25 protein-coding genes are annotated in these 24049 nt (G+C 45.7%); 8 read left to right on the plus strand and 17 right to left on the minus strand.

Annotated elements, in window-relative coordinates; genetic code table 11:
• Positions 1–1559 (minus strand): filamentous hemagglutinin N-terminal domain-containing protein (locus AC5JL3_RS31935; protein ID WP_496078283.1); only part of this gene is annotated, 1559 nt, incomplete at its 3' end.
• Between the two features lie 440 nt (positions 1560–1999).
• On the opposite strand from AC5JL3_RS31935, the gene AC5JL3_RS31940 reads away from it, so the two are divergent.
• Positions 2000–2839 carry a DUF6816 family protein gene (locus tag AC5JL3_RS31940; RefSeq protein WP_496078284.1) on the plus strand — a complete coding sequence of 280 codons (840 nt, stop codon included), beginning with the start codon at positions 2000–2002 and terminating at the stop codon, positions 2837–2839.
• Between the two features lie 396 nt (positions 2840–3235).
• Here AC5JL3_RS31940 and AC5JL3_RS31945 read toward each other — a convergent pair whose 3' ends face one another.
• From AC5JL3_RS31945 to AC5JL3_RS31975, 7 genes are all read right to left on the minus strand, one after another.
• Positions 3236–4369: a geranylgeranyl reductase family protein gene (locus tag AC5JL3_RS31945; protein WP_496078285.1), complete on the minus strand. Its 1134-nt coding sequence runs from the start codon at positions 4367–4369 to the stop codon at positions 3236–3238.
• Positions 4370–4524: 155 nt separating this feature from the next.
• Entirely contained in the window at positions 4525–4962 is a 438-nt protein-coding gene (locus AC5JL3_RS31950; RefSeq protein WP_496078286.1) for a DUF6918 family protein, read from the minus strand.
• A gap of 655 nt (positions 4963–5617) precedes the next feature.
• The gene (frr, locus tag AC5JL3_RS31955; protein ID WP_496078287.1) at positions 5618–6166 is read right to left on the minus strand and encodes a ribosome recycling factor; all 549 of its coding nucleotides are present in this window, start codon (positions 6164–6166) and stop codon (positions 5618–5620) included.
• Positions 6153–6881, minus strand: coding sequence for a UMP kinase (gene pyrH / locus AC5JL3_RS31960; RefSeq protein ID WP_192217893.1), 729 nt, complete (start codon positions 6879–6881; stop codon positions 6153–6155). The genes frr and pyrH overlap by 14 nt, the downstream gene beginning before the upstream one ends.
• A gap of 76 nt (positions 6882–6957) precedes the next feature.
• Positions 6958–7515: a thioredoxin family protein gene (locus tag AC5JL3_RS31965; protein ID WP_496078288.1), complete on the minus strand. Its 558-nt coding sequence runs from the start codon at positions 7513–7515 to the stop codon at positions 6958–6960.
• A gap of 96 nt (positions 7516–7611) precedes the next feature.
• On the minus strand, positions 7612–8520 hold the full coding sequence (gene speB / locus AC5JL3_RS31970) for an agmatinase (protein ID WP_496078324.1): 909 nt from the start codon (positions 8518–8520) through the stop codon (positions 7612–7614).
• A 263-nt stretch (positions 8521–8783) separates the two neighbouring features.
• Complete coding sequence (locus tag AC5JL3_RS31975) at positions 8784–9110, minus strand: DUF433 domain-containing protein (RefSeq protein WP_496078289.1); 327 nt, start codon at positions 9108–9110, stop codon at positions 8784–8786.
• A gap of 135 nt (positions 9111–9245) precedes the next feature.
• Between AC5JL3_RS31975 and AC5JL3_RS31980 the strand changes: the two genes are divergently transcribed.
• On the plus strand, positions 9246–9905 hold the full coding sequence (locus AC5JL3_RS31980; RefSeq protein WP_496078290.1) for a GIY-YIG nuclease family protein: 660 nt from the start codon (positions 9246–9248) through the stop codon (positions 9903–9905).
• Here AC5JL3_RS31980 and AC5JL3_RS31985 read toward each other — a convergent pair.
• On the minus strand, positions 9886–10173 hold the full coding sequence (locus tag AC5JL3_RS31985) for an ISAzo13-like element transposase-related protein (protein ID WP_496078325.1): 288 nt from the start codon (positions 10171–10173) through the stop codon (positions 9886–9888). The two genes, AC5JL3_RS31980 and AC5JL3_RS31985, sit on opposite strands and share 20 nt — an antisense overlap.
• Positions 10142–10372, minus strand: a complete 231-nt coding sequence (locus AC5JL3_RS31990) for a hypothetical protein (RefSeq protein ID WP_496078291.1) — start codon at positions 10370–10372, stop codon at positions 10142–10144. The genes AC5JL3_RS31985 and AC5JL3_RS31990 overlap by 32 nt, the downstream gene beginning before the upstream one ends.
• A gap of 520 nt (positions 10373–10892) precedes the next feature.
• Here AC5JL3_RS31990 and AC5JL3_RS31995 point away from each other — a divergent pair.
• Positions 10893–11123 (plus strand): hypothetical protein, encoded by a 231-nt coding sequence (locus AC5JL3_RS31995; protein ID WP_496078292.1) that lies wholly within the window; start codon positions 10893–10895, stop codon positions 11121–11123.
• Between the two features lie 42 nt (positions 11124–11165).
• A complete protein-coding gene (locus AC5JL3_RS32000) occupies positions 11166–12083 on the plus strand; it encodes an alpha/beta fold hydrolase (protein WP_496078293.1) in 918 nt (305 codons plus the stop codon).
• 42 nt (positions 12084–12125) lie between these two features.
• Here AC5JL3_RS32000 and AC5JL3_RS32005 read toward each other — a convergent pair whose 3' ends face one another.
• The 5 genes from AC5JL3_RS32005 to AC5JL3_RS32025 form a co-directional block, all read right to left on the minus strand.
• Positions 12126–12311 (minus strand): hypothetical protein, encoded by a 186-nt coding sequence (locus AC5JL3_RS32005; RefSeq protein WP_496078294.1) that lies wholly within the window; start codon positions 12309–12311, stop codon positions 12126–12128.
• A 70-nt stretch (positions 12312–12381) separates the two neighbouring features.
• Complete coding sequence (locus AC5JL3_RS32010) at positions 12382–12603, minus strand: hypothetical protein (protein ID WP_192220769.1); 222 nt, start codon at positions 12601–12603, stop codon at positions 12382–12384.
• 407 nt (positions 12604–13010) lie between these two features.
• Positions 13011–14423 carry an LCP family protein gene (locus AC5JL3_RS32015; RefSeq protein WP_496078295.1) on the minus strand — a complete coding sequence of 471 codons (1413 nt, stop codon included), beginning with the start codon at positions 14421–14423 and terminating at the stop codon, positions 13011–13013.
• A 393-nt stretch (positions 14424–14816) separates the two neighbouring features.
• Positions 14817–15191 carry a hypothetical protein gene (locus AC5JL3_RS32020; protein WP_496078296.1) on the minus strand — a complete coding sequence of 125 codons (375 nt, stop codon included), beginning with the start codon at positions 15189–15191 and terminating at the stop codon, positions 14817–14819.
• A 184-nt stretch (positions 15192–15375) separates the two neighbouring features.
• Entirely contained in the window at positions 15376–16497 is a 1122-nt protein-coding gene (locus tag AC5JL3_RS32025) for a peptidoglycan-binding domain-containing protein (protein WP_496078297.1), read from the minus strand.
• Between the two features lie 146 nt (positions 16498–16643).
• Here AC5JL3_RS32025 and AC5JL3_RS32030 point away from each other — a divergent pair, with 146 nt between their 5' ends.
• Entirely contained in the window at positions 16644–16838 is a 195-nt protein-coding gene (locus tag AC5JL3_RS32030; RefSeq protein ID WP_496078298.1) for a hypothetical protein, read from the plus strand.
• 59 nt (positions 16839–16897) lie between these two features.
• Here the strand turns inward: AC5JL3_RS32030 and AC5JL3_RS32035 are convergent, their stop codons facing one another.
• Positions 16898–18271, minus strand: a complete 1374-nt coding sequence (locus tag AC5JL3_RS32035) for a sensor histidine kinase (RefSeq protein ID WP_496078299.1) — start codon at positions 18269–18271, stop codon at positions 16898–16900.
• A 73-nt stretch (positions 18272–18344) separates the two neighbouring features.
• Between AC5JL3_RS32035 and AC5JL3_RS32040 the strand changes: the two genes are divergently transcribed.
• From AC5JL3_RS32040 to AC5JL3_RS32050, 3 genes are all read left to right on the plus strand, one after another.
• Positions 18345–19019 (plus strand): response regulator transcription factor, encoded by a 675-nt coding sequence (locus AC5JL3_RS32040; RefSeq protein WP_192220763.1) that lies wholly within the window; start codon positions 18345–18347, stop codon positions 19017–19019.
• 165 nt (positions 19020–19184) lie between these two features.
• Complete coding sequence (locus tag AC5JL3_RS32045) at positions 19185–20165, plus strand: cupin-like domain-containing protein (RefSeq protein WP_496078300.1); 981 nt, start codon at positions 19185–19187, stop codon at positions 20163–20165.
• Positions 20166–20170: 5 nt separating this feature from the next.
• On the plus strand, positions 20171–21358 hold the full coding sequence (locus AC5JL3_RS32050; protein WP_496078301.1) for a redoxin domain-containing protein: 1188 nt from the start codon (positions 20171–20173) through the stop codon (positions 21356–21358).
• Between the two features lie 157 nt (positions 21359–21515).
• On the opposite strand, the gene AC5JL3_RS32055 is transcribed toward AC5JL3_RS32050, so the two are convergent.
• Positions 21516–23618, minus strand: coding sequence for an S-layer homology domain-containing protein (locus AC5JL3_RS32055; protein WP_496078302.1), 2103 nt, complete (start codon positions 23616–23618; stop codon positions 21516–21518).
• Positions 23619–24049: the final 431 nt, after the last annotated feature.

The following is a 24049-nucleotide window of genomic DNA, read 5'->3' on the forward strand; positions in this document are numbered from 1 at the left end:
GGTTCGCCCGGAGGTGTGGGTTCTGGCGGTTCGCCCGGAGGTGTGGGTTCTGGCGGATTGCCCGGAGGTATATCCGTAGGGGAGATGGTTACCCTGCCATCCGGTGGGTTTCCTGGTCCAAAATTTCTTGTATCAATATCATTACGATCAATATTGGCAATATATTCACTAGCAAGTGTAATATCTACAGAACCAGGCTCACCAGTACCTCGATTTGAAGCGATTATTGCCTCAAAAGTGATGTTCCCAGCGGCGGTCAACTCTACAGAACCCGCACTACCATTAACTCTATTACTAGTATTAATACTTCCTGTACTAATGCTGCCATCGGTGCTAATCAATGTTACCGAACCAGAATCACCAGATCCCTCCTCAATTGTCCTGATATTGCCCGTGGTGATGTCGTCTAAAGCTGTAAAAATTACAGAACCTGCATCGCCTTGATCTGAATCTGTGTAAATGTCTCCAGTAGTAATACTGCCATTTGTTGCGTTAATAATTACTGACCGTGTGGTAGTCAAGGCGGCAGCATCTGGATCATCAGCCGGAATATTACCACTCAAGTCTGGGCTTGTAATTCTGATGTCCCCATTGACGACCATGTTGCCAGTCGTCGCCTCAAGCTTGAGGGCTACACCCTCATAACCGCCATTCAATGTCAGATTGTTTTGTGCGAAAATTGACACTGAATCAGCTATCACCTGATTCACCACAACATCACCTGTTTCTACTCCAGCCACATCTGTTGTCTGGGGCGCACCACTAGCTGTAAGTAGTTGCGGCAATAGGGCGGCTGTAAGTGGCGCAGCCTTACCTTGAGCATCTATAGGTAGTTCAACCTCCAAGGCAAGAATTTGCCCTTCCTGACTAATCTGAACTCTACTAGTTCCGGGTATTGCTGCTACGGTAATCTTGCCATTTGAAGCGGTTAGAGAGCCAGTACTGACTACTGTCCCTCCAAACAGTCCGAGGTTTTGTCCCTCTCCTACTGCCAAGTCACCATCATTAGTAATTGCAGCGGGTTGAGCGACATCAAAGTGAAAGACATTTGGGCTACCAATAAGATTACTGTAGTCATTGTTTCCAAAGGCATTAAACCTACCGCCATCAAAACCTATTCCAGTTGCTGTCGTGGCGAAAAATGAAGCAGGTACGTTTAGCTGAGCATTGGCACCGAAAATAATCCCTGCTGGGTTCATCAAGAAGAGGTTCGAGTTGCCACCTGTGACTTGAATGATCCCGTTGATGAAGGAAGAATTTCCACCATTGATTCGACCCAGAATGTTTTGAATATTGGGTTGGGACAGGAAATTAGCAATTTGACCTGCCTCTAGTCCAAACTGGTTAAAGCTGTGAAAAAGATTTGTTCCATCACTGGAAATCTGACCGCCAGTTATGTCAAAACTGTTACCGTTAGGCATTACATTTGTAATACCCTCCTCGGTATCCGGGGTAATCGGCTGTGCCTGAGCGGACATATTACTCAAGGGCCCCATCAAGATAGAGAGGGCTGCCAGTGCCTGACTGATTCTACTCACAGCTCGTTTCATCTGGCTCATTTTTTAAAGGAAAGGTGCCTGGAAAATGTTAGCTTTCTCTACTGCTGGCGAGTTACTATCACTGATACGACTAGGCACCAGGAAACTACTAAAAGCAAGCAGAATTGCCTTTTTGAGTTTATCTGTAATGCAGTCTATTTAAAGCTAAGGAAAAGACTATACAGCTATCTGTTAGTCAACTCTTCTGTCTACGGCTACATTTAAACCCAGAAATACACCCCAAATTAGGTGCTGACTAGCATCTCCCGAATTTTATAAACATCAACACAATTTACTAATACCAGACTTTCAGGGATGTTTAGTAACTTCACTAAATCTTCATAAACTCAGTCTTATGGTCATCCTCTTTAAGAGATTTTCATAAGCTGGTAGAACTCTCGAACTGCACTATTGAATAATTGGTTAGAGCTAGGCAAGTATTTAGAGGCGTTGACCAAGTTGTGGCAATTGTAAGATTCATTTGGGGTTCATGCTTGATTTTGGTTTTGCTGCTCTGCAGTGGTGAGGCACAAGCAGGACAATTGGCTGAGCGGTTAACGCAGTTTCCCTATTGGGAGAGTAAACCCCCTGTTAGCATGGCTGATGGGGATTTGCTGTATCCAGATTGGATGGAAGGCACTTGGAAAGTCACTAGCACGTTAGTCGCTCAGGTAGCACCTTTAGCACCAGAGCTAGTAACGCCAGGGTTTGAAAGTAATCGCCGCTATCTGAATCAACCTGTGAATTTTTTGGTACGGTTTCAAGCGGTTAATGATTCAATATCAGCGATGAGCGATCGCGTTCTTCCTTTCCTCCCCTCTATCCCACAGGGTAGCTTTCGAGGTAACTCTTTCGTAAAACCTAATACTCCTGCTGTAGTAGCAGACCGAGCCTTCAATGGGTTGAATATTTCCAAAGCTTATCTGGGCGATCGCATAATTCGCTCTGTTAAGGTTGATCCTAATTCGCCAAATCGCCAAATTACGGCTTTACGCAATGGACACCAGTTAATCTCAGTGGTTACAGGTCGAGCAAGTGAAACGCCAAGCTCTGATCAGTTTATTGCCACAGAGGTTTCAACCCAAGTCTTTCGAGGCACAACTCAGCCTTATTTCAACGAAGTTGAGACAACGACAGCTTATCAACTACGACAATTGCCTAATTTAGCGATCGAGGCATTGCAGATAACTGCCATTTACCTCTCACCTCAAGACGCTGATTATTTTAAAGCTCAGGGGAAACCAGTCGCTCTCTATCGTTATCAACTGGAGATTTTACCAGTGGAATCGTCCCCTACTTGAACCTAAAAAGCGTTGAGTGTTAAGTCACGATAAGAAACGAGAAACAAAAAGCCGTGGTACTGGGAGTTCCACGGCGTTCGGCATGAGGAGTCTTAACTTACATTGAATTGTAGAGGTAACTGGCTAGGGGGAAGATGCTGGTAACGGTTTTGGTAACCACCCCATGTTTGGTCAACAGCAATGGGATTAAGTGTTTATTTTTTCTTAGTTGTCCAAACGCTGGTGAACATCATCAACAAACCGCCAATGAAAATTGCGATCGCTAAACCCCCTGCAATGCCATTGAGTAAATCAGTATTTTCCATAACTTAAAGAATGGTTAATGCTACTAGCCTATCAGCCTCTTTCTCCCCAGAAAGCAAAGCTCCTCGCCTAGAATAAGGAATTAAAAACATTTCACCCCCCCATTCCTGGTATGAAGCCGCCTCCCAATCGCTTGAGGGCACGATTGGCTACATCTGAATAGCGTAATTCTCCGCACAGAATCTTGAGCATCGATTGAGTAGCAGTTGGTCGCTTAATACCGACTTTGTAGCCAACATGAGGAATACTGTAGAAGGCTCCAGCTAAGCGTTTCGCCCACACCATATCGCTTCCCCATTCCTCGCTAATCACCTCGGTATATTTCTCCAAGGCATCGTTCTCACCCGCTAAAGCCTTGTCAATTGCCTCAGCCGCTTTCAAACCGCTAAATATGGAAGGGCGAATTCCTTCAGCCGTGAACGGATCGACGACACATGCAGTTTCCCCCGCTAAAACAGCATTTTGGGTGTGTAGCTTCTGATTACCATCCCACAGGCAGATCCCATGACCATACTGGTTATACGCATTGAGATCGATGTCGAACTGCTTGGCATACTCAGCTACCATTCCTTTAAGGTCTTGAGCGCCACCGCCTCGGAAATTCCCAATCCCAATGGAGTAACCGTCTGCTTTGGGGAAATTCCAGATGTAGCCATTTTTAACCAGACCGAAGTCAAAGTGAACTATCGGCTCTTGGTCTCTTGGAGCGGGGGTTTCTATCTCTATCGCTCCTGCCATACGTCGCTTGCGATTCTGGAATCCGAGCCATCTTGCCATTGGTCCCTTTGCCCCGTCAGCAGCAATAATATAGCGACCTTCAACAGGTTCATTAACTGTGTTTACCTGCCAAGCATTGCCTTTAAATTCAATGCCAGTCACTGCTGTTTGAGTGCGGAGTTCAGCACCCTGTTTTTGCGCTTGCTTGACTAAAAAGTGGTCGAAAACATCCCTCCGTACCATCCATACTGATTCGTTCTTCTCTAATTTCACATCCACCGGGTCACCCATCTTCCATGTGTAGCGAATTTCATCCGCTTTCACAGATACGGCGGGGGAAAAGTCAAAATCAAACCACTGTTGCACTATCGGTGAAACTCCGCCACCACAAGGCTTATATCGAGGTAAAGATTCTTTTTCCAGAACCACTACAGACCGCCCACGCTTAGCGAGGTGATAGGCAGCAGTGCCACCAGCAGGACCAGCCCCCACGATGATACAGTCAAACATTGCGCTTATGCTTTACTCCTGGCAGTACTGTAGCATTCATCTGACCTGGGCGGCTTGGTATAGCTCAACCCTAACAGTTGCAGGGTTGAGGCGCTTGAAGTCACGGTTCACTACATCTCTAGTGCAGTTTCCGACCACTCATAGATCAGTTTCATTCAACCCTTGGTGTAGTTATCGATTATCTTGGCTAAGCCCGGTACCGCCTCTTCCACATCACTCTTAGCTGACTTGCGGAATCTGTTATATGCACCTCGCACAATCCCGTTATTGCTTCTCTCGATCCTTGCATCGGTGATGCCCAGCAGCGCGTCCGCCGCACGAGAACGGTTCTGGGTGAGATATCCAACTGGGTCAGCTGTCTGTGCGCCCTCAGCCCAAATGGGATCGAGTGCGTCAAAGGCTTGGGGCAGAAGCCCATCAATAGCTGATGCAACATAACCGGGCCTAACCCCTTTGACGGTGCCATAAGCGGCTTTCATTCCAAGTCCGCCAATTCCGCCCTTCGCAGCGACCTGCTCGTCTATCAATTTTACGCAGTCAGCTACAACGCTCTCTTTTTTATTCGGATCATTTAGACCGTCGCTAAGTCCCATTTCAATTCTCCTTAAATGTCAAAGTGCCTGATTTCTGGATTGTGATAAACTTTGCTGATGATATTTTCTGTAACTCCCGATATATTTAATTGATTGAGTAGATTAGTAAACAGAAAATTTTTGAGAGGTTAAATGCTGGTTTAAAGCTCACTGATAAACGCTGTAGACTAGCTATTTTGAGCGATTCCTCTCTCATCAGTTCAGTACTAGGTAGGTTTTCCCGTTTAAACTTTTGAAATTAATCCAAGTCTAGGGTGTTCTTATCTTTCCAAGGGTTTCACCATGATATCCGTATTTTTTGGATGTCATCTGCATGGTCTTCCTTTAGTTAGCTGACCTAACTAAATCATCAGTACTGCAACTTCAATAGTTACATAGAGTGCAAAATTTTCAGGTAACTCCCTAATAGGATTCACAAAAGCTTTACACTCCTTAGAGGAGTGGGAGAAAATGAATTTTCGTATTCGTAAGCTCATGCCCCGCTTTAAGGTTGGGAGCTTGTCCTGTCACAGAAAAAGCAGAACTTCAGCTTGCTTGGTAGCCGACTGAAGTTTTGCTAGTGAAAAGTTATCCCTACTCCCTAACTATTGGCTTGCTGGGGCATAGCTGTTAAAGACCCGATCTTGAAGACGCAAGTCACTTGTGGTTGTTGGTGTTAGACAGTAGTAATATCTTTTTCTTTCTCTGCTAGCAGTTCATCAATTTTGGCTGTGTACTTATCAGTCAGCTTTTGAATCTGATCCTGGAGATCTTTCGCTTCATCCTCAGAAATTTCGCTATTTTTTTCTTGTTTGCGAACAGAATCAACAGCATCACGACGGACATTGCGAACGGAAACTTTCCCTTCTTCTGCAAATTTTGCCGCCATTTTGACAAATTCTTTGCGGCGATCGCTTGTTAATGGGGGAATATTCAACCGAATGAGCTGACCATCATTGCTTGGGGTCAAGCCGATATCGGACAGGGAAATCGCTTTCTCTATCTGGTTTAGGCTGGTCTTATCGTAAGGTTGAATCATAATCGTACTAGCATCTGGCGTGTTAATGTTTGCCAAAGACTTTAGGGGTGTTGGTGTACCGTAGTATTCCACCTGCACCCGGTCAAGTAGACTCGCATTAGCACGACCTGTGCGAATAGTATTGAATGCGCGTTGAGTTGCCTCAATTGCCTTTTGCATACTAGTTTCGGCATCAGCTAACTTCACAAGAACCTCCCACAATTGTTCCAACAGCTTCTCCCTTAACAGCGCGGTGGATGTTACCCCGCACCGTAAGATCAAATACCATAATTGGAATATTATTTTCTTTACATAATGCGATCGCAGTGCTGTCCATCACTCGCAAGTCATGAGTGAGGACATGTCCATAAGTTAGGGTCTGAAAGCGACGAGCATTTGGATTGGTCTTCGGGTCAGAGTCATAAATTCCATCAACTTTTGTTGCCTTGAAGATGACTTCCGCGTCAATTTCTGCGGCTCTCAAGGCAGCCGTTGTATCAGTAGTGAAGAACGGATTCCCACTTCCTGCGCCAAAAATCACGACCCGTCCTTTTTCTAGATGGCGGATAGCCCGACGCCGGATATAGGGTTCAGCGACTTCTTGCATAGCGATCGCAGTTTGCACTCGCGTTGGTATGCCGATTTGCTCTAGACCATCTTGTAGAGTCATGGCATTCATCACTGTGGCGATCATCCCAATGTAGTCAGCCGTTGCTCGATCCATCCCTGCGGCAGAGGCTTTTATGCCTCGAAAAATGTTGCCTCCACCGACAACAATTGCCATTTGGACTCCATCGCCCACAACCTCTGCAACTTCCGCCGCAATGTCTTGAACTATGCTTGCGTCAATGCCGTAGCCTAGTCCGCCCATCAAGGCTTCACCGCTCAACTTTAGTAAAACCCGTCGGTATTTAATCCCCATGCTACGACTCTTCTTTTCTCAGATTGCCATCCACATAAGATAACAGGACAACGGTTTTATGTCTCTAGTTGGTTGTCTAGTGTCGCCATTGTATAGGGCAACCGATTACTTCTGTCGATTTGGGCACAACCTCCTCTCCAGCGAGTAGAAATGCGATCGCGTTTTGCAGATAAGTTATCTGCCTAGCGTCTGCATCTTGATGAACACTATCATCAATTTGACCGCTGTAGCGCAGAATACCTAAGTCATCAATGAGAAATGCCTCAGGAGTCTTCTGCGCTCCAAAGCTACGAGCTACGTCTTGAGTCGGGTCCCAGAGATAAGGGAAATTCAAGTGTCGTTCGAGAGCAAACTTTTTCATATTCTGAAAGCTCTCTGCTGGATGTTGATTAGCATCCATCGCATTGATAGCGACTAATATAAAGCCCTGCTTACAAAACTGCGTTTGAATTTGTTTGAGCCTGTCTATATAGGAGCAGCTATAGGGACATTGGTTACTGATGAAAACCACTGCCACGATACTCCACTGTCTCAGATAGCTTGAGAGGTGGTGAACTTGATCATCAATTCCTGGCAATTCAAAATCCGGAGCATAGCTGCCAATGGGAGTGCCAGTCTTTTCCATGAGACTCATAGGACTTGCTTTTGGTGAACAACAATTCTCAGGTCGAAAAACCGCTCAAAATTTAAGGGTTGCAAAGTTGCTGCCAGGAATTTCTGCGGCATCTTCCTACCAGCCTTTTGTAGTAACTTGATAGCCAATCAACTTATAAACCAGCTTTGCGGCAGTAAATTGAGAGACAACAGAATCACCAAGAGGAGCGAGTTCCATAACATCACAACCAATAACTTGATGAGTTTCAAAGACTCGTCGAAGAAAGGTAGTCAGAGCGTACCAGTTTAGTCCTCCGGGTTCTGGCGTACCGACACCAGGAATGAGGGCTGGGTCAATTCCATCCAAGTCAATAGTAATAAATACTCGTTCAGTCGAGATCCGTGCGATCGCTTTTTCGATCCAATCTGGATCTTTCGCAATCTCCCGCGCCCAAATCACTGAGATCGACTTTTCCTTAATCAAATCGGCTTCTTCTTTGCAAACAGCACGAATTGCTATTGGCAGCGTCGGCAATCCCATATCCAAAATCCGGCGCATTACACAAGCATGGTTGTGGATTGAGCCTTCGTACTCATGGCGCATATCACCGTGAGCATCAATTTGAATCACCGTAAAGGGTTCTGAAGAGGCGAGACGGTAAGCATCAACAATCCCCGTTGTGATGCTATGTTCCCCACCTAGAGCAATCACAAACTTGTCATCTTGAATTAGCTGAGACACTGTATCACGAGTGACACTGAGCATCTTTTCCGCAGAAACCGATTGCCCATCACGGGTATCAGCAATTGAAGAGTGAGTGTAAATCCGGGCATCCCAACAGGTTTCCCGGTCTAACTCATCATCGTAATATTCCAGTTGCACCGACGCTTCTAAAAGAGCATCTGGTCCATTTTCACAGCCTTTCCGGTATGTCGTTGTTGCTTCGTAGGGAATCGGTAAAATGACCACTCGCGAAGCTTCATAGGAGGATTTAATGTCTGAGCCGAGGAAGGGTTGAACAGCGGTAGATGTTTGCACCAACATGGACATGGAAGGAACACAAAAAAAGAATTTGCCAGAGCTATCGTGACATATTCCCAGAGCTAGATGCAAAGGGAAAACTTGTAAAGGGCTGCTTTGGGTTTACAGCCTGTCGAGCGAGATTTACGAGAAATCACTGAATTTTAATTTGGGCTGTCGCTATAATTTGCTACTCAAACAACAATTTCTTGCTTTTGGGATGTGGTGCCTTACCAACCAAACTGAGCGACTCTTTCAAGAGTAGGGCAAGTCTTCCTGTTGAAAAATCAGTGGAAAGCCAGGTTTTTAAAATCCAAACTTAATACTAAAGGCTGAATGTCAGCGAACCAAAAGCCGCTAAACGCAGCGTAGCAAGATAGAGAAATCCTGTAGAGACGTTCCGCCGGAACGTCTCTACAATGTGTACATTCAAACAGCTTGCTAAGGTTCAAAAGAACTGAGTGTTTACGCAAGTGAGTATCGGTTGCTTTCTCAGCAGTCAGATAAGCTTCAATTTCTTCTCGGTTGGCATGGTAATAGGTCAAAGCTGCATAAATCTGAGCAAAGGGCAAAGTACCCATCCGCTCGAAAATTTCTTCTGCATTTAGTCCCATTTTGTAGCAAACTGCAATCCATTGTGAGTTAGAGATAGCAACTCTCTGGATAATCTATTTAATCTATTGATGAGGAGGTACTCCTTGCTGTGCAGCTATGTTGCACAGGACATATGCTAAGGAGATGGTTTCCTGATGAAATGGAAAGCGTGGTCTAGTCTTCCACTAACGCAACGCGAACAATTACCCACTAAACCAGGCATCTACGTGGTTGTGGACACAGAAGAACAAGTCTGGTATGTTGGGCAGTCCGTAAACCTCAACGCTCGATGGAAAGCTAGAGGACACCACAGATATCAACAATTAAGCCGTACCAACAATAAACGGTTATACAAGATTTACTGGCAATTCTTTCCATCCGAGCAACTTAACGAAAAAGAGCAGCTATACATTGACCTGTTCAAACCCCACCTTAACTACAGCCGGGTCAAAACGTATGCTAGGAAGGCTACACAACCAGATGAGGAACTCAGTCGTCTTCTCAAAGTTCTAAACAAGAAGACTATGCTATTCCCTGATGTGAGATCTGTCGTTATTGGATACTACACAGAAATAGATGAAGATGAAGAGGGAAAGCTAAAAGAGTACACCTGCATCGTTACAGCCGTCAACGTCAATGACCATGACGGGCTTATCCTCAACTCGTACAGCAAGTCACACAGCAAAAAGGGAAAGAACCTTAAGGGATACTGGTATACCTACGAGAGCACGTGCGGAAGCGCTCACCCTGACATAAAGCCTGCGCTTAGGGAATTGCAAGAAAATAAGGTACCAATCAACCGGGGACAATCGTGATATCCCATTTGGGCAATGTCTCAGAACGCTGCCAGAAAGGATGGTACTGTTCTAACTCAGTTGGTAGGACTTTAATGCCTTTGTCATAGATGGTTTCGACGTGATGCACAATTGGTGCAATGCCCTTCCAAGTCATGTTGGCAGCCCATTGTATAGCAGCTTCAAGCGAGTCTAAAACTGCGCCGTTCCAATAATTTTCTAGGGCAGCCCAACAGCGTTCTATGGGATTGTACTTGCTATGGTAAGGAGGATAGTAAATCAGTCGGATTTTTACATCTTTTGTGTTTTTTTAGGCGATACCCCAGTTGTACACTCTGGCGATTCCACCCCATGATGGTTTCCGCTTTGCGCGCTGACCCATCGAAGTAATCTTCGGTGACCTTGGCTATGAAGTCTCGTTTACGGTATCCCGTAAGTTTTTCACTGGCATCCTTGAACGTAGCTTTAACGGTTGCGTCGAGTATCATCCTGAGAAAGAGTCAAGTGTGATTGGAGCAGGAGCGTCGCCTTTTTTGTTTCCTCTTCTCTAGAGTGGCTGGTATTCTATTTTCCCGCAAGTCCCTTATTCCTGTTTTTGTACTAGACGACGTAGTTTACGAATTTGTGTGTTACTCCGGTTTGATAGAGATGTTGGCGCAGAAAAGATCAAACTTGTACAACCTAGAGATTGCAAGACAGTCTGTTCTGGCTTTGAGAGATACAGATATCCTTTCTTCGTTTATCTTCACCGAGGAGCATTTCACAGTTAGAAGTGAAGCTTATCTACACTACAGAGCCGCAGATCTCCGACCTATTAGGGAGTTGTTGTCAGAAATTTCGAGTGGCTAAGTCTTATTAGACTGACTTTTTCTGTACTCACTGCCAGCCTTATTTCGCCTAACCTGCTACGAGATACTAGAACGGCTCAACCAAGATATTTGGGAAAGCAGGCGAGATGCCAGTACTCCAAAAGCCACTGCACGGGATGTCGAGACAGTTATTCCCACCGTGCTAGAACGAGGTGGCGAGTATTTCTGGGAATTGCGGAAAAGTCTGACGGATAGCGATCGCAATCTCCTCCAGCATCTAGTGAAAGGGAAAACTCCCACACTGCAAGACAAAGCCGTATTGCGAAAACTGGAACGCAAAGAGATTTTGAAGAAAACAAAATCCGGCTACAGTTTCCAAGTGCCTTTAGTCCAGAACTATGTCGAACAGGTGGTAGAAGAGGAAGAGTAAGCTATTTTTGTTACAAAATATAAAGTAGCACGTTCAACATCCATGACTCTTTCTTCTTCCATCCCCCCAACCAACGAGAACACCAAGACGAAAACCTGGACTTGGCGAGGTTTCCCAATTGTCTATCAAACCCAAGGCGACAAAGGACCAGCCGTTGTCATGGTGCATGGCTTTGGGGCATCTTGGGGACACTGGCGCAAGAATCTACCTGTACTGGGAGAAAACTGTAAGTGTTATGCGATTGACTTGATTGGCTTCGGTGCTTCTGCTAAGCCAACTCCAGGTATTGAAGTGGAGTACACCTTTGAAACGTGGGGGCAGCAAGTAGCAGATTTCTGCCGGGAAGTAGTTGGTGAACCCGTTTTTTTGGTTGGAAATTCTATTGGCTGTATTGTGGCGCTGCAAGCTGCCGTTGATCATCCGGATATCGCCTTGGGAGTAGCCATGCTCAACTGTTCCCTGCGACTCTTGCATGACCGCAAACGTACTGCACTACCTTGGCACAGGCGTGTCGGGGCACCAGCAGTACAATCGCTACTCAGTATCAAGTGGATTGGTCAGTTATTTTTTGGTCAGCTTGCTAAACCAAAGGTCGTCCGGAAAATTCTTATGCAAGCCTACCGCCATCCTGAAATAGTCACAGACGAACTGGTTGATTTGCTGATGGCACCTGCTGCTGATATTGGCGCAGTAGATGTCTTTGTGGCGTTTACGCGCTATTCTTCTGGCCCCTTGGCAGAAGACCTTTTGCCCCATCTCACTTGCCCTGCTGTATTTTTATGGGGAACGGAAGACCCTTGGGAACCTGTCGAACTAGGGAAAGAGTTGGCTAATTTTCCAAAGGTAGAAGCGTTTATTCCTTTAGAGGGCTTAGGTCATTGTCCTCAAGATGAGGCACCAGAAATTGTCAATCCAATCTTGCAAAATTGGATTTTACGGCATTCTGTGGCTCAGTCATGACTATTAAGATTTATTTTCAATAGTCTTGTTCTTTGTAGACAGTCATCGCTTTAACTTCTCTCCTGTGATGAATTTACGTCCACTATGTAGGGCGCTGGGAACTGATATAAAAGTACCAAACTTACCTGCGTGCTCTCCTAGGGGATTAAAGCATTGAAAATGATAGCCTTGGTCGTTGCTGAAGACAATTAACAGCCAACCCTCGAAGGTTTCTAGATGATTAAGCATGAACGGGTTTCAAAATACTATTGAAGAGTGAAAATCATCTTTTAGACTCAATAGTATTCGTTGTACGCTCTCAACGGAACCGTATTGACATCAATCCTAGTATGGGTGCTGATTTGGCAATGTGACTCCGTCTAAGCCACAAAGCCTGTACTGTCATTCGATCAGGACATTCAATAATTAGCTCTAGACCTCGTAGTCCTAATCGACACTGTTGCAACATCTTCCGATGAGGTAACTTTTGATGCTTGAGAAAAAGAGCGATCGCTCTCTGGCTAAATGCGGTGTAGTCCATACTCAACTCGACTTTTACATTGTTTAAAATTTGACTGTCACTGTGCTTGCTTGACCTAAAAAGCCAGACATTAGCAAGGTAGCCAATGAATTAAAGAGTAAAAATACTTAAGTTATTAGATATATTGTAAGTAAAATATAAATCAAGAAGTTTAGTAGCTTGCCTAAGCCACTAACTTTTCGTTCGCTGGTTTATCAACCACTTGTCATCCGAGAGAAGAACCAGGGCAGAGGTGATTATTCAACCTTCTGCCCTCAACTTTACTGTTGTATATCATTCAAGAATTATACCAACTTATTGAGAGATAATTGCAATTATTTTTAGGTCTATTGTCCTTAAGACGACTAAGCAGAAGTAGCAGCCGTTTAGCCACCAAGTTTGGGTGACTAAACGAAGCAATCAACGTCTTAGAAATTGAGCAAACCCTTTTCCGAAGAAGCTTGCTTTTGTAGCCAGTCTTGACCTAGTTGAATAGTGACATCCGAATCCAGACTGCCCGTACTTTCAACGCGCACCTCTCCAAATCCCAAGGATTTACGGATAGTCTCAGCACTGCTGCCGTCTCCCTGTTGCGCGACGATACGAGTGACACGCAACGGTTCCTTCCATGCCTCATCAACATAGACATTTGGATAGCCAGCCTCTCGAAGTTGGCTGACTAAAGATTCAACAGCACTTGGATCATCGGTACTATCTTGAATCGCTACACGCAAATAGCTTAGGTCAGTATTGCGATCGCCACCATACCCTTGGTCAAAGTGAGTTGCCATCATCTGCTCGATCCGGCGATGGTCTGGTAGCCAGTAACTGACCTCACTATGCCCAGTTCCGCTAAACCGCCCTGGTACCATCAGCATTTGTACATTCGACCGATTCGTCTTAGTACCAAAACCGACTAAGGCAACTAGCTCCTCGACCGTTAAGTTCGTGTCAATATGAGACTGAATAACTGAGAGGATTTTTGGCATTCGAGCCAAAGTCGTGGGATTGAGAGCTTGTTCCATAAGCGCTCTCATCAGAGTTTGCTGACGCTGCACCCGACCAACATCACCATACTTGTCGTAGCGGAACCGCAAAAACTGCATGGCTTGTTCGCCATTTAAGTGTTGTCTGCCTTCCTTGAGGTCGATGTAGAGGTGCTGAGAGTCGTCTTTGTACTTCATGTCCTTTGGGACATAGACAGTAACGCCACCTAAAGCATCCACCAGTTTTTCGACACCCTGTACATTGACGCGGATGTAACGGTCAATACCAACCCCTTCAAGGAGTTCACTTGCTGCCTTCGCCGTCAGCGCTGGTCCTCCGTGGTAGTTGGCAGCATTGATTTTAGTAATGCCATGCCCCTCTACATAGGTACGAGTATCGCGAGGAATGGACAGAACATTGAGCTTTTCTGCCTCTGGGTCAAACCGCAGGAGAAGCATCGTATCGGAAAGCCCATCAAAAGAGTTGACTAGTGCGTGGTAGCCCACATCTTCTTCTGGAGGACTCGGTAAGTCAGAGGTGAGTACTTTAGTTCCTAAAATCAGGATGTTGACTGGTCGAGTCAGCTCTGGAAGCCGCATACTACTGCGAGAGATACTCCCACCCTTGCGAAAAATAGCGGCTTCATCTGGGCTAAGTTTACTTTGTAGTAAGGGCGTACTGGACAGGGATACCGCTAGCAAGGCTCCTGCTGTGGCGGACAACATTGCCACGCCAGTAAAGCCTAACCAAAGCCAGAGCCAATGCCCTTGCTTGACCTTCAAAGGCGTTTTCCGACCAGGGTTAGTCGTTTGTTGCCCCGGACTGGATTTGTCGTAAGTTTTTCGAGCTGCCACTTGGCTTCCTCACACACGTGCAATTTAAGGATGGGAATTTAGAAAAGATAACTCACCAATGTACTAATGCTTCACCCTGAGCCTGATACAAAGTGTTTAATCAAGAACACTCATAGCAGTTTTTTGGACAGTTTGCTGCTCATACCAGGGAATTACTCAGCAAAGAGGCACAACTGAATATAACTTGTTGCTTTGGGGACTGGGAACTAGTGAGGCGTTAGCTGGGTAAGATTTCCCAGTCTCTCTACTCTCTATCCCCAATTACTCAAACTAACTAGGCTAAGACCCATCACCCTGCGCGAGATAGAGCTTGAGTAATCGACGCTTTGATAGATACATCAACACTGCCTCACTGCGGCGGCAGCCAATGCCGAAATGCTTAGAAGCTTTAACTTAAGATAAATGCTTACGCACGGTTCCTTCAGCAACACGGCTGATCCCTGGTAAGCGCGGTGACCGACGTTGCCACAGACGCACCATTAACCCAAGACTTACTAAGAAGTAGCCCGAAGTGAGCAGGGTATTCATAAATAACAGGCGTAGTGTCCAGAACTCTGAGAACGGCACCCCTGCTGATAATAAAATGTAACTGACCAACCAACCAAAAGCCAAGGTAACAGACAGACGACTTACAGCTTGTTGTTCCCGACTACCTTGACGACAGTACAGCGTCCAGAGGGCAGGAAAAAAGCCAAGTACTGGAATAAGGTAGATATACAGTTGTAGGTGCTGAAGTTCTGGATTGTCTAACGGGTCAAGCTCTTTCATTGGAATCAGGGCTTAAGGCTTAGGGTTGGAGGCTATATATCTTACACAACTTCAGCCTCTTGTCCTTCTTTATGATGACATTTTTGGTTGAGGTTGTCGGTAAACGGCTTAAGTGAAGCGATCGCACCCTATTTTTTCTCAAGACAAAGTGCGATCGCGAGTAAAATCTCTACTCTCAATGTTCTTAGCTCATTCCCAGAGCCTTCCAAGTTTGTTGACCAACAATCCCATCCGCTACCAAATCATTCGCCTTCTGGAATGATCTAACAGCCGACTTTGTGCCTAAGCCAAAAACACCATCAATTGTACCAGGGTTAAATCCCTTATCTTTCAACCGTTGTTGCAGTTGCTTAACGAGGGGACCACTTGAGCCTTCTTTTAAGAGTTGTGCTGAGCCACCTGTACCTTGGCTATCTATCAGATCCTGCCCGTAAATCACCGTTGTGTAGAAGATGTAACGGTCATTTAGCTGATAGCGTTGATCTTTTTTAATCAGGCTCATAAACTCCCGATGTCCCTGACGGGTACGTCCAACTAAGCAACCCGCACTAGCAAAGTAGACGTTGGTGTAGGGTAAGTCGTAGCCCCAGTGCTGATTGATCGCAAAGTATCCCGTATCTAGCTTGTCACCAGAGCGTTGGTAATCTTTATTCAAGTCCCTATGAACACTAAGCTCACCGCCAGTCTGTACAAGCCCCTCATGACGGTCAGAGGTTCCGTGAATTCCTACCTGCCAAGCTTTATACTGACCAAACTTGATTCTAGCTGCCCCGCCTGGGTTCATTGGACGCTCAGTGTAGCGGTTGCCTGGTTCAGTCGTGGCTTCCCAGTTGCCGATAATCGCCGGAACACCATCAAGAATTTGAATGACCAGCCGACGGTCATTGAACTGGTTGGGAGTATCCTTGTTGAGGGTACCATCAGCATTCATTCCTTCAATGTAGACAATGTTGTATTGTCTAATTCCCTGAAAAATCTGGTAACCTTTAGCTTGCATATACCTAATGATGCGGCTTGCCAAGTCGTTACCTAGCTTGAGTTCAGGGGTTGGTATATTTTCTGGCTTGGTTTCGATTAGCTTTTCGGCAGTGACGGCTCCGAGCAGTTCTGGCTCGTTACACTTCATCAGGGTTTGGAATTGCTTAAGGGCAGCTACTGAGATCGGACCAAACTTACCATCTGCTGGTGGATCTAAAAGTCCAAAGGTGATTAGCCGACTTTGGATTTGGGTAGCAAGCTCTTTATCAGAGGCAATGCCTTCCATTGTGTATTTCAGGTTTTTTTCGAGAAAGTCTTGCAGCTTCATGATGCTTTTACAGTGGTGCTGGTATGGGAGATGACTTCAGTATCTTGATCATCCAATCCGGATTTTCTGATTTTGTGCGATCGCACCCTACCCTACATCAGGCAAGAGTGATCGCGTTAGTACTAACTTTCTACTAATAAGGTTTTATGGGTACTCAAGTGAACTTCATCCTCAAAGTTTTAATCTTCTCAGGAGGAATATCAACTTTGATTAAGTATGGTGGTTCTAGCTTGCCTGTTGAGGCAACTGCTGTTAATGCACTGATTGCAATAGTGACACCTACGATTGTTTTAGCGATCACACTTTTGTGGCGGGCTTGGAATTATCGGCAGCTTAATTAAGCTACATTGGGCTGGCTTAAGGTAACCTTATTCAACTGAAAATCGCTATAACCGTGTAGTCATGTTGAAACAATCGCCTGGGGAATAGTAACAGTAAATGTTGTTCCAACTCCGAGTTCGCTGTTGACCGTAATTGCTCCACCCTGTAAATCCAAGCATTTCTTTACTACTGCCAATCCTAATCCTGTTCCCAGAATTGCTTTGGCATTACTCCCTCGACTGAAGGGTTCATATAATTGGGCAAGATTCTCAGATGGAATGCCAATACCTTCATCTCGCACCTGAAAACTGACTCTCTCTGGCTCACAGATGAGCGTGAAGTGTACTGGGCTATCGGGCAAAGAATATTTGATGGCATTTGATAACAAATTACTGAGAATAGAGTAGAGCAGTTTTTCATCGACATAGGCATGTACACAACTACCTTTATCGGTAAATTTGAGCGAACACTTTGACTCACTAAATAGCTGAAAATCTTCTACTAAATTAAGACAAAACGTTTGCATTTCTAACCAGTCTGGACTGTATTCTAGTTTTCCTGCATCTGCTCTAGCCAAAGTCAAAATGTCACTGAGCAACTGAGTAATCATCTTTGCAGATGATTGAATTCGGTACAAATTTTTTAATTTAGTAGGTTCAACTTGATGCTTTATGCTCTCTCCTAACAATTGAGCAGAGCCTAGAATTAAACTGAGGGGAGTGCGAAATTCATGAGACACCATTGAGAAAAGTTGAAGTTTGAGTTCGCTCAATTCTTTTTCCTGCACTAGCTTTCTTTGGAAGGCTTCGGCTTGCTGTCGTCTCAGCATCTGCCGATACAATATAACAAACACGCTGGAGAGAATACCAAAAGTCAGGACTGTACCAACTGGTTCAATGAGCATTCTCATTTGTAAATTGGCTTGAGCTTCCTCAACTTGAATTTCAAGGAGTTCTTCCTCCTTTGTTTCTAGCTCTGAAATAATTTTACGGATTTCGTCTAAGTTTTCTTTTGTTCGTTTGATTAAGGGGTCAGTTGAAACAATCTGAGATTGTCTACCTTGATAGGTTTCGATTGACTGTTGAAATAATTTCACTCGCTCGGCAATTAAATCTTCTAACTGATCGAGGCGCTGTTTTTGAATTGGAGTATCGGCTAAAGGTTGTCGGAGCTTATCAAAAATATCATCTAAACTTTTAACGGCAGCATTATATTCATCTAGTTCTTTGCGATCGCCAAAGAGAATATAGCCCCATCGCCTTGATTCTGCCTCGGTAAGTGCCGCCGAAATATCCGTTAATACATCTAAAAGCTCGTTAGTCTGCCTTACTTGATTCGCGCTTTCCACCAACTGTGCAGCATTCTGGTGCGAAGTCACACTGAGCGTTCCCATCAGCATCAAGACTAGCGCAAATCCGCCAATTGCCCACTTCCCTTCGCTTGACCACCTCATACCAAGTTGCTACTGGAGTCTAACTTGCAATTAATAATTTAGAGTGTAACTTCCCAGTGATTCTGAGACTGAAATGCGAATTTTAGTTGTAGAGGATGACGTGCAGATAGCCGATATGCTTACTGAGGCACTGACAAACCGTCACTACCAGGTTGATGTTGCCCATGATGGGGAAATCGCATGGAACTGGATTGAGGCATTTGAGTATAACTTGATTTTGCTAGATATTACGCTCCCTAGAATGAGCGGCATTCGCCTCTGTCAACAATTACGCGATCGCAACTGGGGCATTCCAGTTCTAATGCTCACTGCCCGTGACACCATTGCCGATAAGATTATCGGTTTGGATGCTGGGGCAGATGACTACATGGTGAAGCCCTTTGACTTAGATGAGTTAATGGCTAGGGTTCGCGCCCTACTCCGGCGAGGCGGTTCTGCAACTAAACCAAGCTTTGGCTGGGGAGATCTACGGTTAAACTCTGTCACCTACGAAGTCACTTACAGAAACCAACCCATCACACTGACACCCAAAGAATATGCACTTCTGGAATTGTTAGTCCTCAATGGTCGCCGGGTGCTAGGACGGCTGGGCATTATCGAGCGGTTGTGGACAATCGACGATTCTCCCACAGAGGAAGCCGTCAAGTTTCACATCAAGACCTTACGTCAAAAACTTCGAGCCGTTGGTGCGTCAGAGGACTTTATTGAAACCGTACATGGTTTGGGATATCGAATGAAACAGCTCTAAATCTCCCGAAATCCTCCCGAAATTCTTCCGAAACTCTCCCGTCTAAGAAGTAAATTTATCGAATTGGAGCCTATCAAAATCTAACGGAGGTGAGCAGCGAGACAGCTAACAATTCTAGATGAAGATACCCACCAGGAATTGCCATGCTACTGTATCGCTCAGTCTATGAAGGTTGACAACCATCAGGAAGAAGTTAGACAGCCAGCTCTCGATACTTTACCGCCCCCAATAGAGCGAGTCCATATCTCGTCCTTGAGACCAGAAGAATTTGTTGAACACTATCAACGCAAAGATATACCAGTTATCATCAAGGGTTTGCTCGATCGCGAACCAGACTGGAATCTTCACTACCTCTGCCAACATATAGGGAACCAAGAATTTCCAATTCGATATTACGGGCGAGAGCGATACAAGCAAGATAAGCGGCAGTGGACGAGTTCCGGCAGTGGTGTAGAAGCTCGCACCCTGCTGTTTTCTGAGTATGCTGAAATGCTGAGGAGTGGAGAAGCCTACGAGCAAGATGCCTATTTAGCTCGGTGTTCTCTTCAAGATACGTCACTAGCAGATGCATCTACATTGAGACGTGCAGAAGCATGGCTAAGGCTGAGATTGCCTGCAACCTCCCTTAATCTTTGGGTCGGTCCAGGAGGACACACCTCTTGCCTTCACTACGATGCCATGGACGGTGTCTTGATGCAACTGCACGGAGCCAAGAAAATCCTGTTGTTCCCTCCACCCCAAACGTACAACCTCTACCCCATTCCTGTTTTCAAGCAACTACGCTACGGTTTGCAACTGCGGGCTGTATATAGCCAGGTTTATCCAGAGCATCCCAATTTCAACGCATTTCCAAAATTTAGACAAGCCCTTCCTCATTGCCAAGAAGGTATTCTCAGCAGAGGAGAAATTCTCTTCATACCAGCAGGTTGGTGGCATGAAGTGACAGCATTGGGCAACGGAATCGTTTGCTCTGTGAACCGATTCTGGAATGTTTTTCCATTTTCGCGGGCGATGTGTTCCTGGAACAAGTGGCGAGCGCACTTAGGGGGCGTATTGGCTGCACCTCATATTGGGTGGAATTTCTTGACAGCCCTAACCAGCAGTAACCATCACAGAGAACTCAGCAAGTTAGTGCAAAGGTTGTAAACGTTATGGTAGCTTTGAGCGTCGGCGATCCTGCTCCCTTGTTTACCTTGCCTTCTACCTCCAACCCCACCTATCATTTTGATACGGTAGGTGGGTATCGAACCGTCTTGTTTTTCTTCGGCAGTTCTAAACATACCAACTCTACGCTTGTTCTGAAGGAGTTTTGCGATCGCCAAAAACAGTTTGCCATCTTAAATGTTCCGTTCTTTGGCATTAGCGTTGATCCGGAGGACACTTACCTCGCGGACGTTATTAATAATCCAACCTACTGCAAGTTTCTCTGGGATTTAGAAGGGGAAGTCAGCCGCCTGTATGGAGTGTGCCAGAGCGATGATGGGCAAGTTCTTGTCACACCAACCACATTCGTCTTAGACGAGAACTTGCACATCCTTCGTGTTTTTTCAGTTGAGGCAGAAAACCCAATAGAACACGTCGCTCAAGTCATCGCGTTTCTCACTAGCTTGCCTAGCCGTGAACCTCATCAAATGGCAGTGCGTCAGGCTCCAGTGCTGCTGATTCCCAATGTCTTCGAGCCAGCGTTTTGCCAGCACCTCATCCAACGGTTTCAAACAAATGGTGGTCGAGACTCTGGATTTATGCGCGAGAAGGACGGTAAAACCGTTGAGGTATCGGACTACAGCTTCAAGAAACGACGGGATTTTAATCTAGAAGATGGCGAACTGAGGTTACGTGAAGCAGTGAATGACCTTGTAATTCGACGAGTGAAACCTGAGATTGAAAAGGTCTTTCAGTTCAGCATCACCCGCTTTGAGCGCCATGTTATCGCCTGTTATGAATCGGAGAATCAGGGGTTTTTCAACCGACATCGAGACAACACCACCAAAGGCACAGCCCATCGGCGTTTTGCCATGACGCTCAATCTCAACACGGGAGAATACGAAGGAGGGTGTTTGTGGTTCCCGGAGTATGGAACTCGGCTATTTCGTCCAGGAGTGGGAGAAGCCGTAATTTTCTCCTGTTCTCTGCTACATGAAGTTACTCCTGTCACCCGTGGCAGACGATTTGCGCTACTTTCCTTCTTCTATAACGATGAGGCTGCCCGCGTTCGAGAGCAAAATCGGAAGTACCTTGCCTCGAATGAGCATCAAGCCACTACCGCTACCAAAACGAAAGCAAAATTAAACAAACCATCTGTGGGCTTTCATCCTACTTCCAGAAAAAAGCCACGCTGAGATGCCAACAAAAGCAATGTAGCACGCTCATCTGAGCCGTAGCTCAATCCCTGACGGTTGCTATAAATAAGCAAACAAACAGTAACGGGGCTTCTTTGAATTTGGAGCAATAATTCTCCTACCCTCCACTCCGTACTCCCGTTCCGAAGGAACTTGGTCAAGCAGAAACAATGTATGGAGAGTCTATGGCGCTCACCTGTTTCGCATCGACCAAAGCTTGATAAACCATCGCCGCCACCTCAGCGCGAGTCGCATCTTTAGTGGGATTGAGTTGCTTGAGTTGCGGGTGATTCACAACAATCTGCTTTTTCGTTGCCGTTGCAACTTCATCCTTAGCGTAGTCAGGAATTGAAGTGCGGTCATCGTAAGCTGCCAACGCATTTGCATCACCTGCTGATAAGCCCAATCCACTCACTAAGGAAACAATCACTTGGACACGTTGAACCTCGTCCTTGGGTCGGAAGGTGTTATTTGGGAAGCCTGAGAGGAATTGACCACGATAGGCTTGTTGAATCACATCCTTTGCCCAAAAATCATCAGTGATGTCAGCGAATTTTGTCGCCTCCCGTTTCGCTGTGGGGTTGAATGCCTTGACGATTAAGGCTGCATATTCTGCGCGGCTCATCTTGGCATCTGGCTTGAAGGTGCCATCACTAAAGCCGCTAATCAAGCCTTGGTTGACTAAAGCTGTGATAAAGTTAGCTGCCCAGTGACCTTGAATATCTTTGAACCCTACTGGTGGAGTTCCACCATCTGTACTAGCGCTGACGATATAGGGAGAGTTAATGGCACTCACCTGCTTGGCATCAACAAGAGATTGATAAACCATTGCGGCTACCTCAGCACGGGTAGCATCTTTGGTCGGGTTGAGTTGTTTGAGTTGTGGGTGATTGACAACAATCCCTTTTTTGGTCGCCGTTGCCACTTCATCCTTTGCATAGCCAGGAATCGCGTTGCTGTCATCGTAAGCGTTTAAGACGTTGGCATCGGGTGCTGAGGTTAATCCCAGTCCACTCACCAGTGAAACAATGACTTGAACACGCTCAACATTATCATTCGGTCGGAAGGTGTTATTTGGGAAGCCTGAGAGGAATTGACCGCGATAGGCTTGTTGAATTACATCCTTTGCCCAAAAATCAGCCGCGACATCGGTGAAGGTTGTGGCTGCTCGTTCTGCTGTAGGATTAAAGGCTTTGACGACTAATGCCGCATATTGCGCTCTGGTCATCTTGGCATCTGGCTTAAAGGTGCCATCACTAAAGCCACTAATTAGCCCTTTGGCAAGCAATCCCTCAATGAAAGGCTTTGCCCAATGGGTTTGAATATCTTTAAAGCCTGTGGGTGGATTCTCGTCGCCATCATCTGGTGAACCGTTGTCAGGGTTATCAACTGAAGTGCCATCAACTTCAACTGCGCCTTTGACTTTTGAGACACTTAACTGATTACCGATTGAAATCAGCTTGGTACTGGTGGAATTATTGACATCAAACTTCGTATTATCCCGCAAGGTGTTGCCGCCGGGGTCATTGCTTTTGCCTAAATCGGGTACAGCTTTGCCTGTAACTGACAGACCATCTTCTGTGTTTTTTTCAATCAGGTTATTACGCAGTACGGGTCGAGCCTCGCCAGAGATGATTATTCCATAGCGGTTTTCCGAAATCTTGTTATCGATCACCTTAGGAGCAGAGGTACCGTCAATGGTGATACCGGAACCCGCTTGTTTGCAAGTATTTCCTCTAATTTCGCCTTGGCTGTTACGGGTAATTGAAATGCCATTGCCCTCGTTGTCGATGAATACGTTATTGAGGATGGTAGGTTTGGCATCACCAGTGGTGAAGATACCCTCACGCTTGGAATTGCTGAAGGTACAGTTGGCAACCGTGGGAGTAGTCGATTCAACCCAAACGGCTGTGCCTCGTTTAGCCAGATTGGTAACACTTACTCCTCGGAGTTCAGCGGCATTGGCAAGCAAGATTGTCACATTTTGACCCGCTTGGGTGCGGCTATTGTACTCGCCACTTCCTTCAATCAAAAGGCCATTGCCTTTGTTCCCTTCATTGCCAACAACTTTGACGTTAGAGGGAATGTTTAGGGGGAAAGTTTCGCCACTAGCCGCGTTATAGTTCCCGGCAACGAGTTGAATGGTGGTGTCGGATTGGGCTTGACTGAGTGCTTTAGTAATTGTTTTGAAAGGAGCAGATTGACTACCAGCAGCGCTATCACTGCCAGTTGATGGGTTGACGAAAAGAGTTTGAGCCATGGTTAGAATTTCACAAAAGTTGTAAACAAGGCAACGGGGCAAGCAATTCAGTGTTTTAACCTTTAGCTAATAGGCGCGACGCAAGGCTCCTTTAGTACTAAAGTCGCAGATAACGCTGAGAACCTAGCCTTAATGTGGATTGAGTGTTGAAACCATAGATGTACGATGTACAGAGATATTGGCTCATTACTGTAGGAGTTTTCAGATAGGCTCTAATGAAATAGATTGTCTTGCCTATCTTTTGTGTCCTTCAAGCTGAAAAGAGTATCCGGAAAGCCTCAAAAATTCACCATAGTTAGCAATAGACCAGCATAAATCCAACTGTCGTACTAGCAATAAGGGTTGTTGCCCCACAGTTGTGCCTGTTGTTACTGTTGATGTCTCACAGTTTAGGCTCGGCGTTTAGCGGATGTCCATCAACCGATCGGGTC

This window comes from Symplocastrum torsivum (assembly GCF_059505465.1).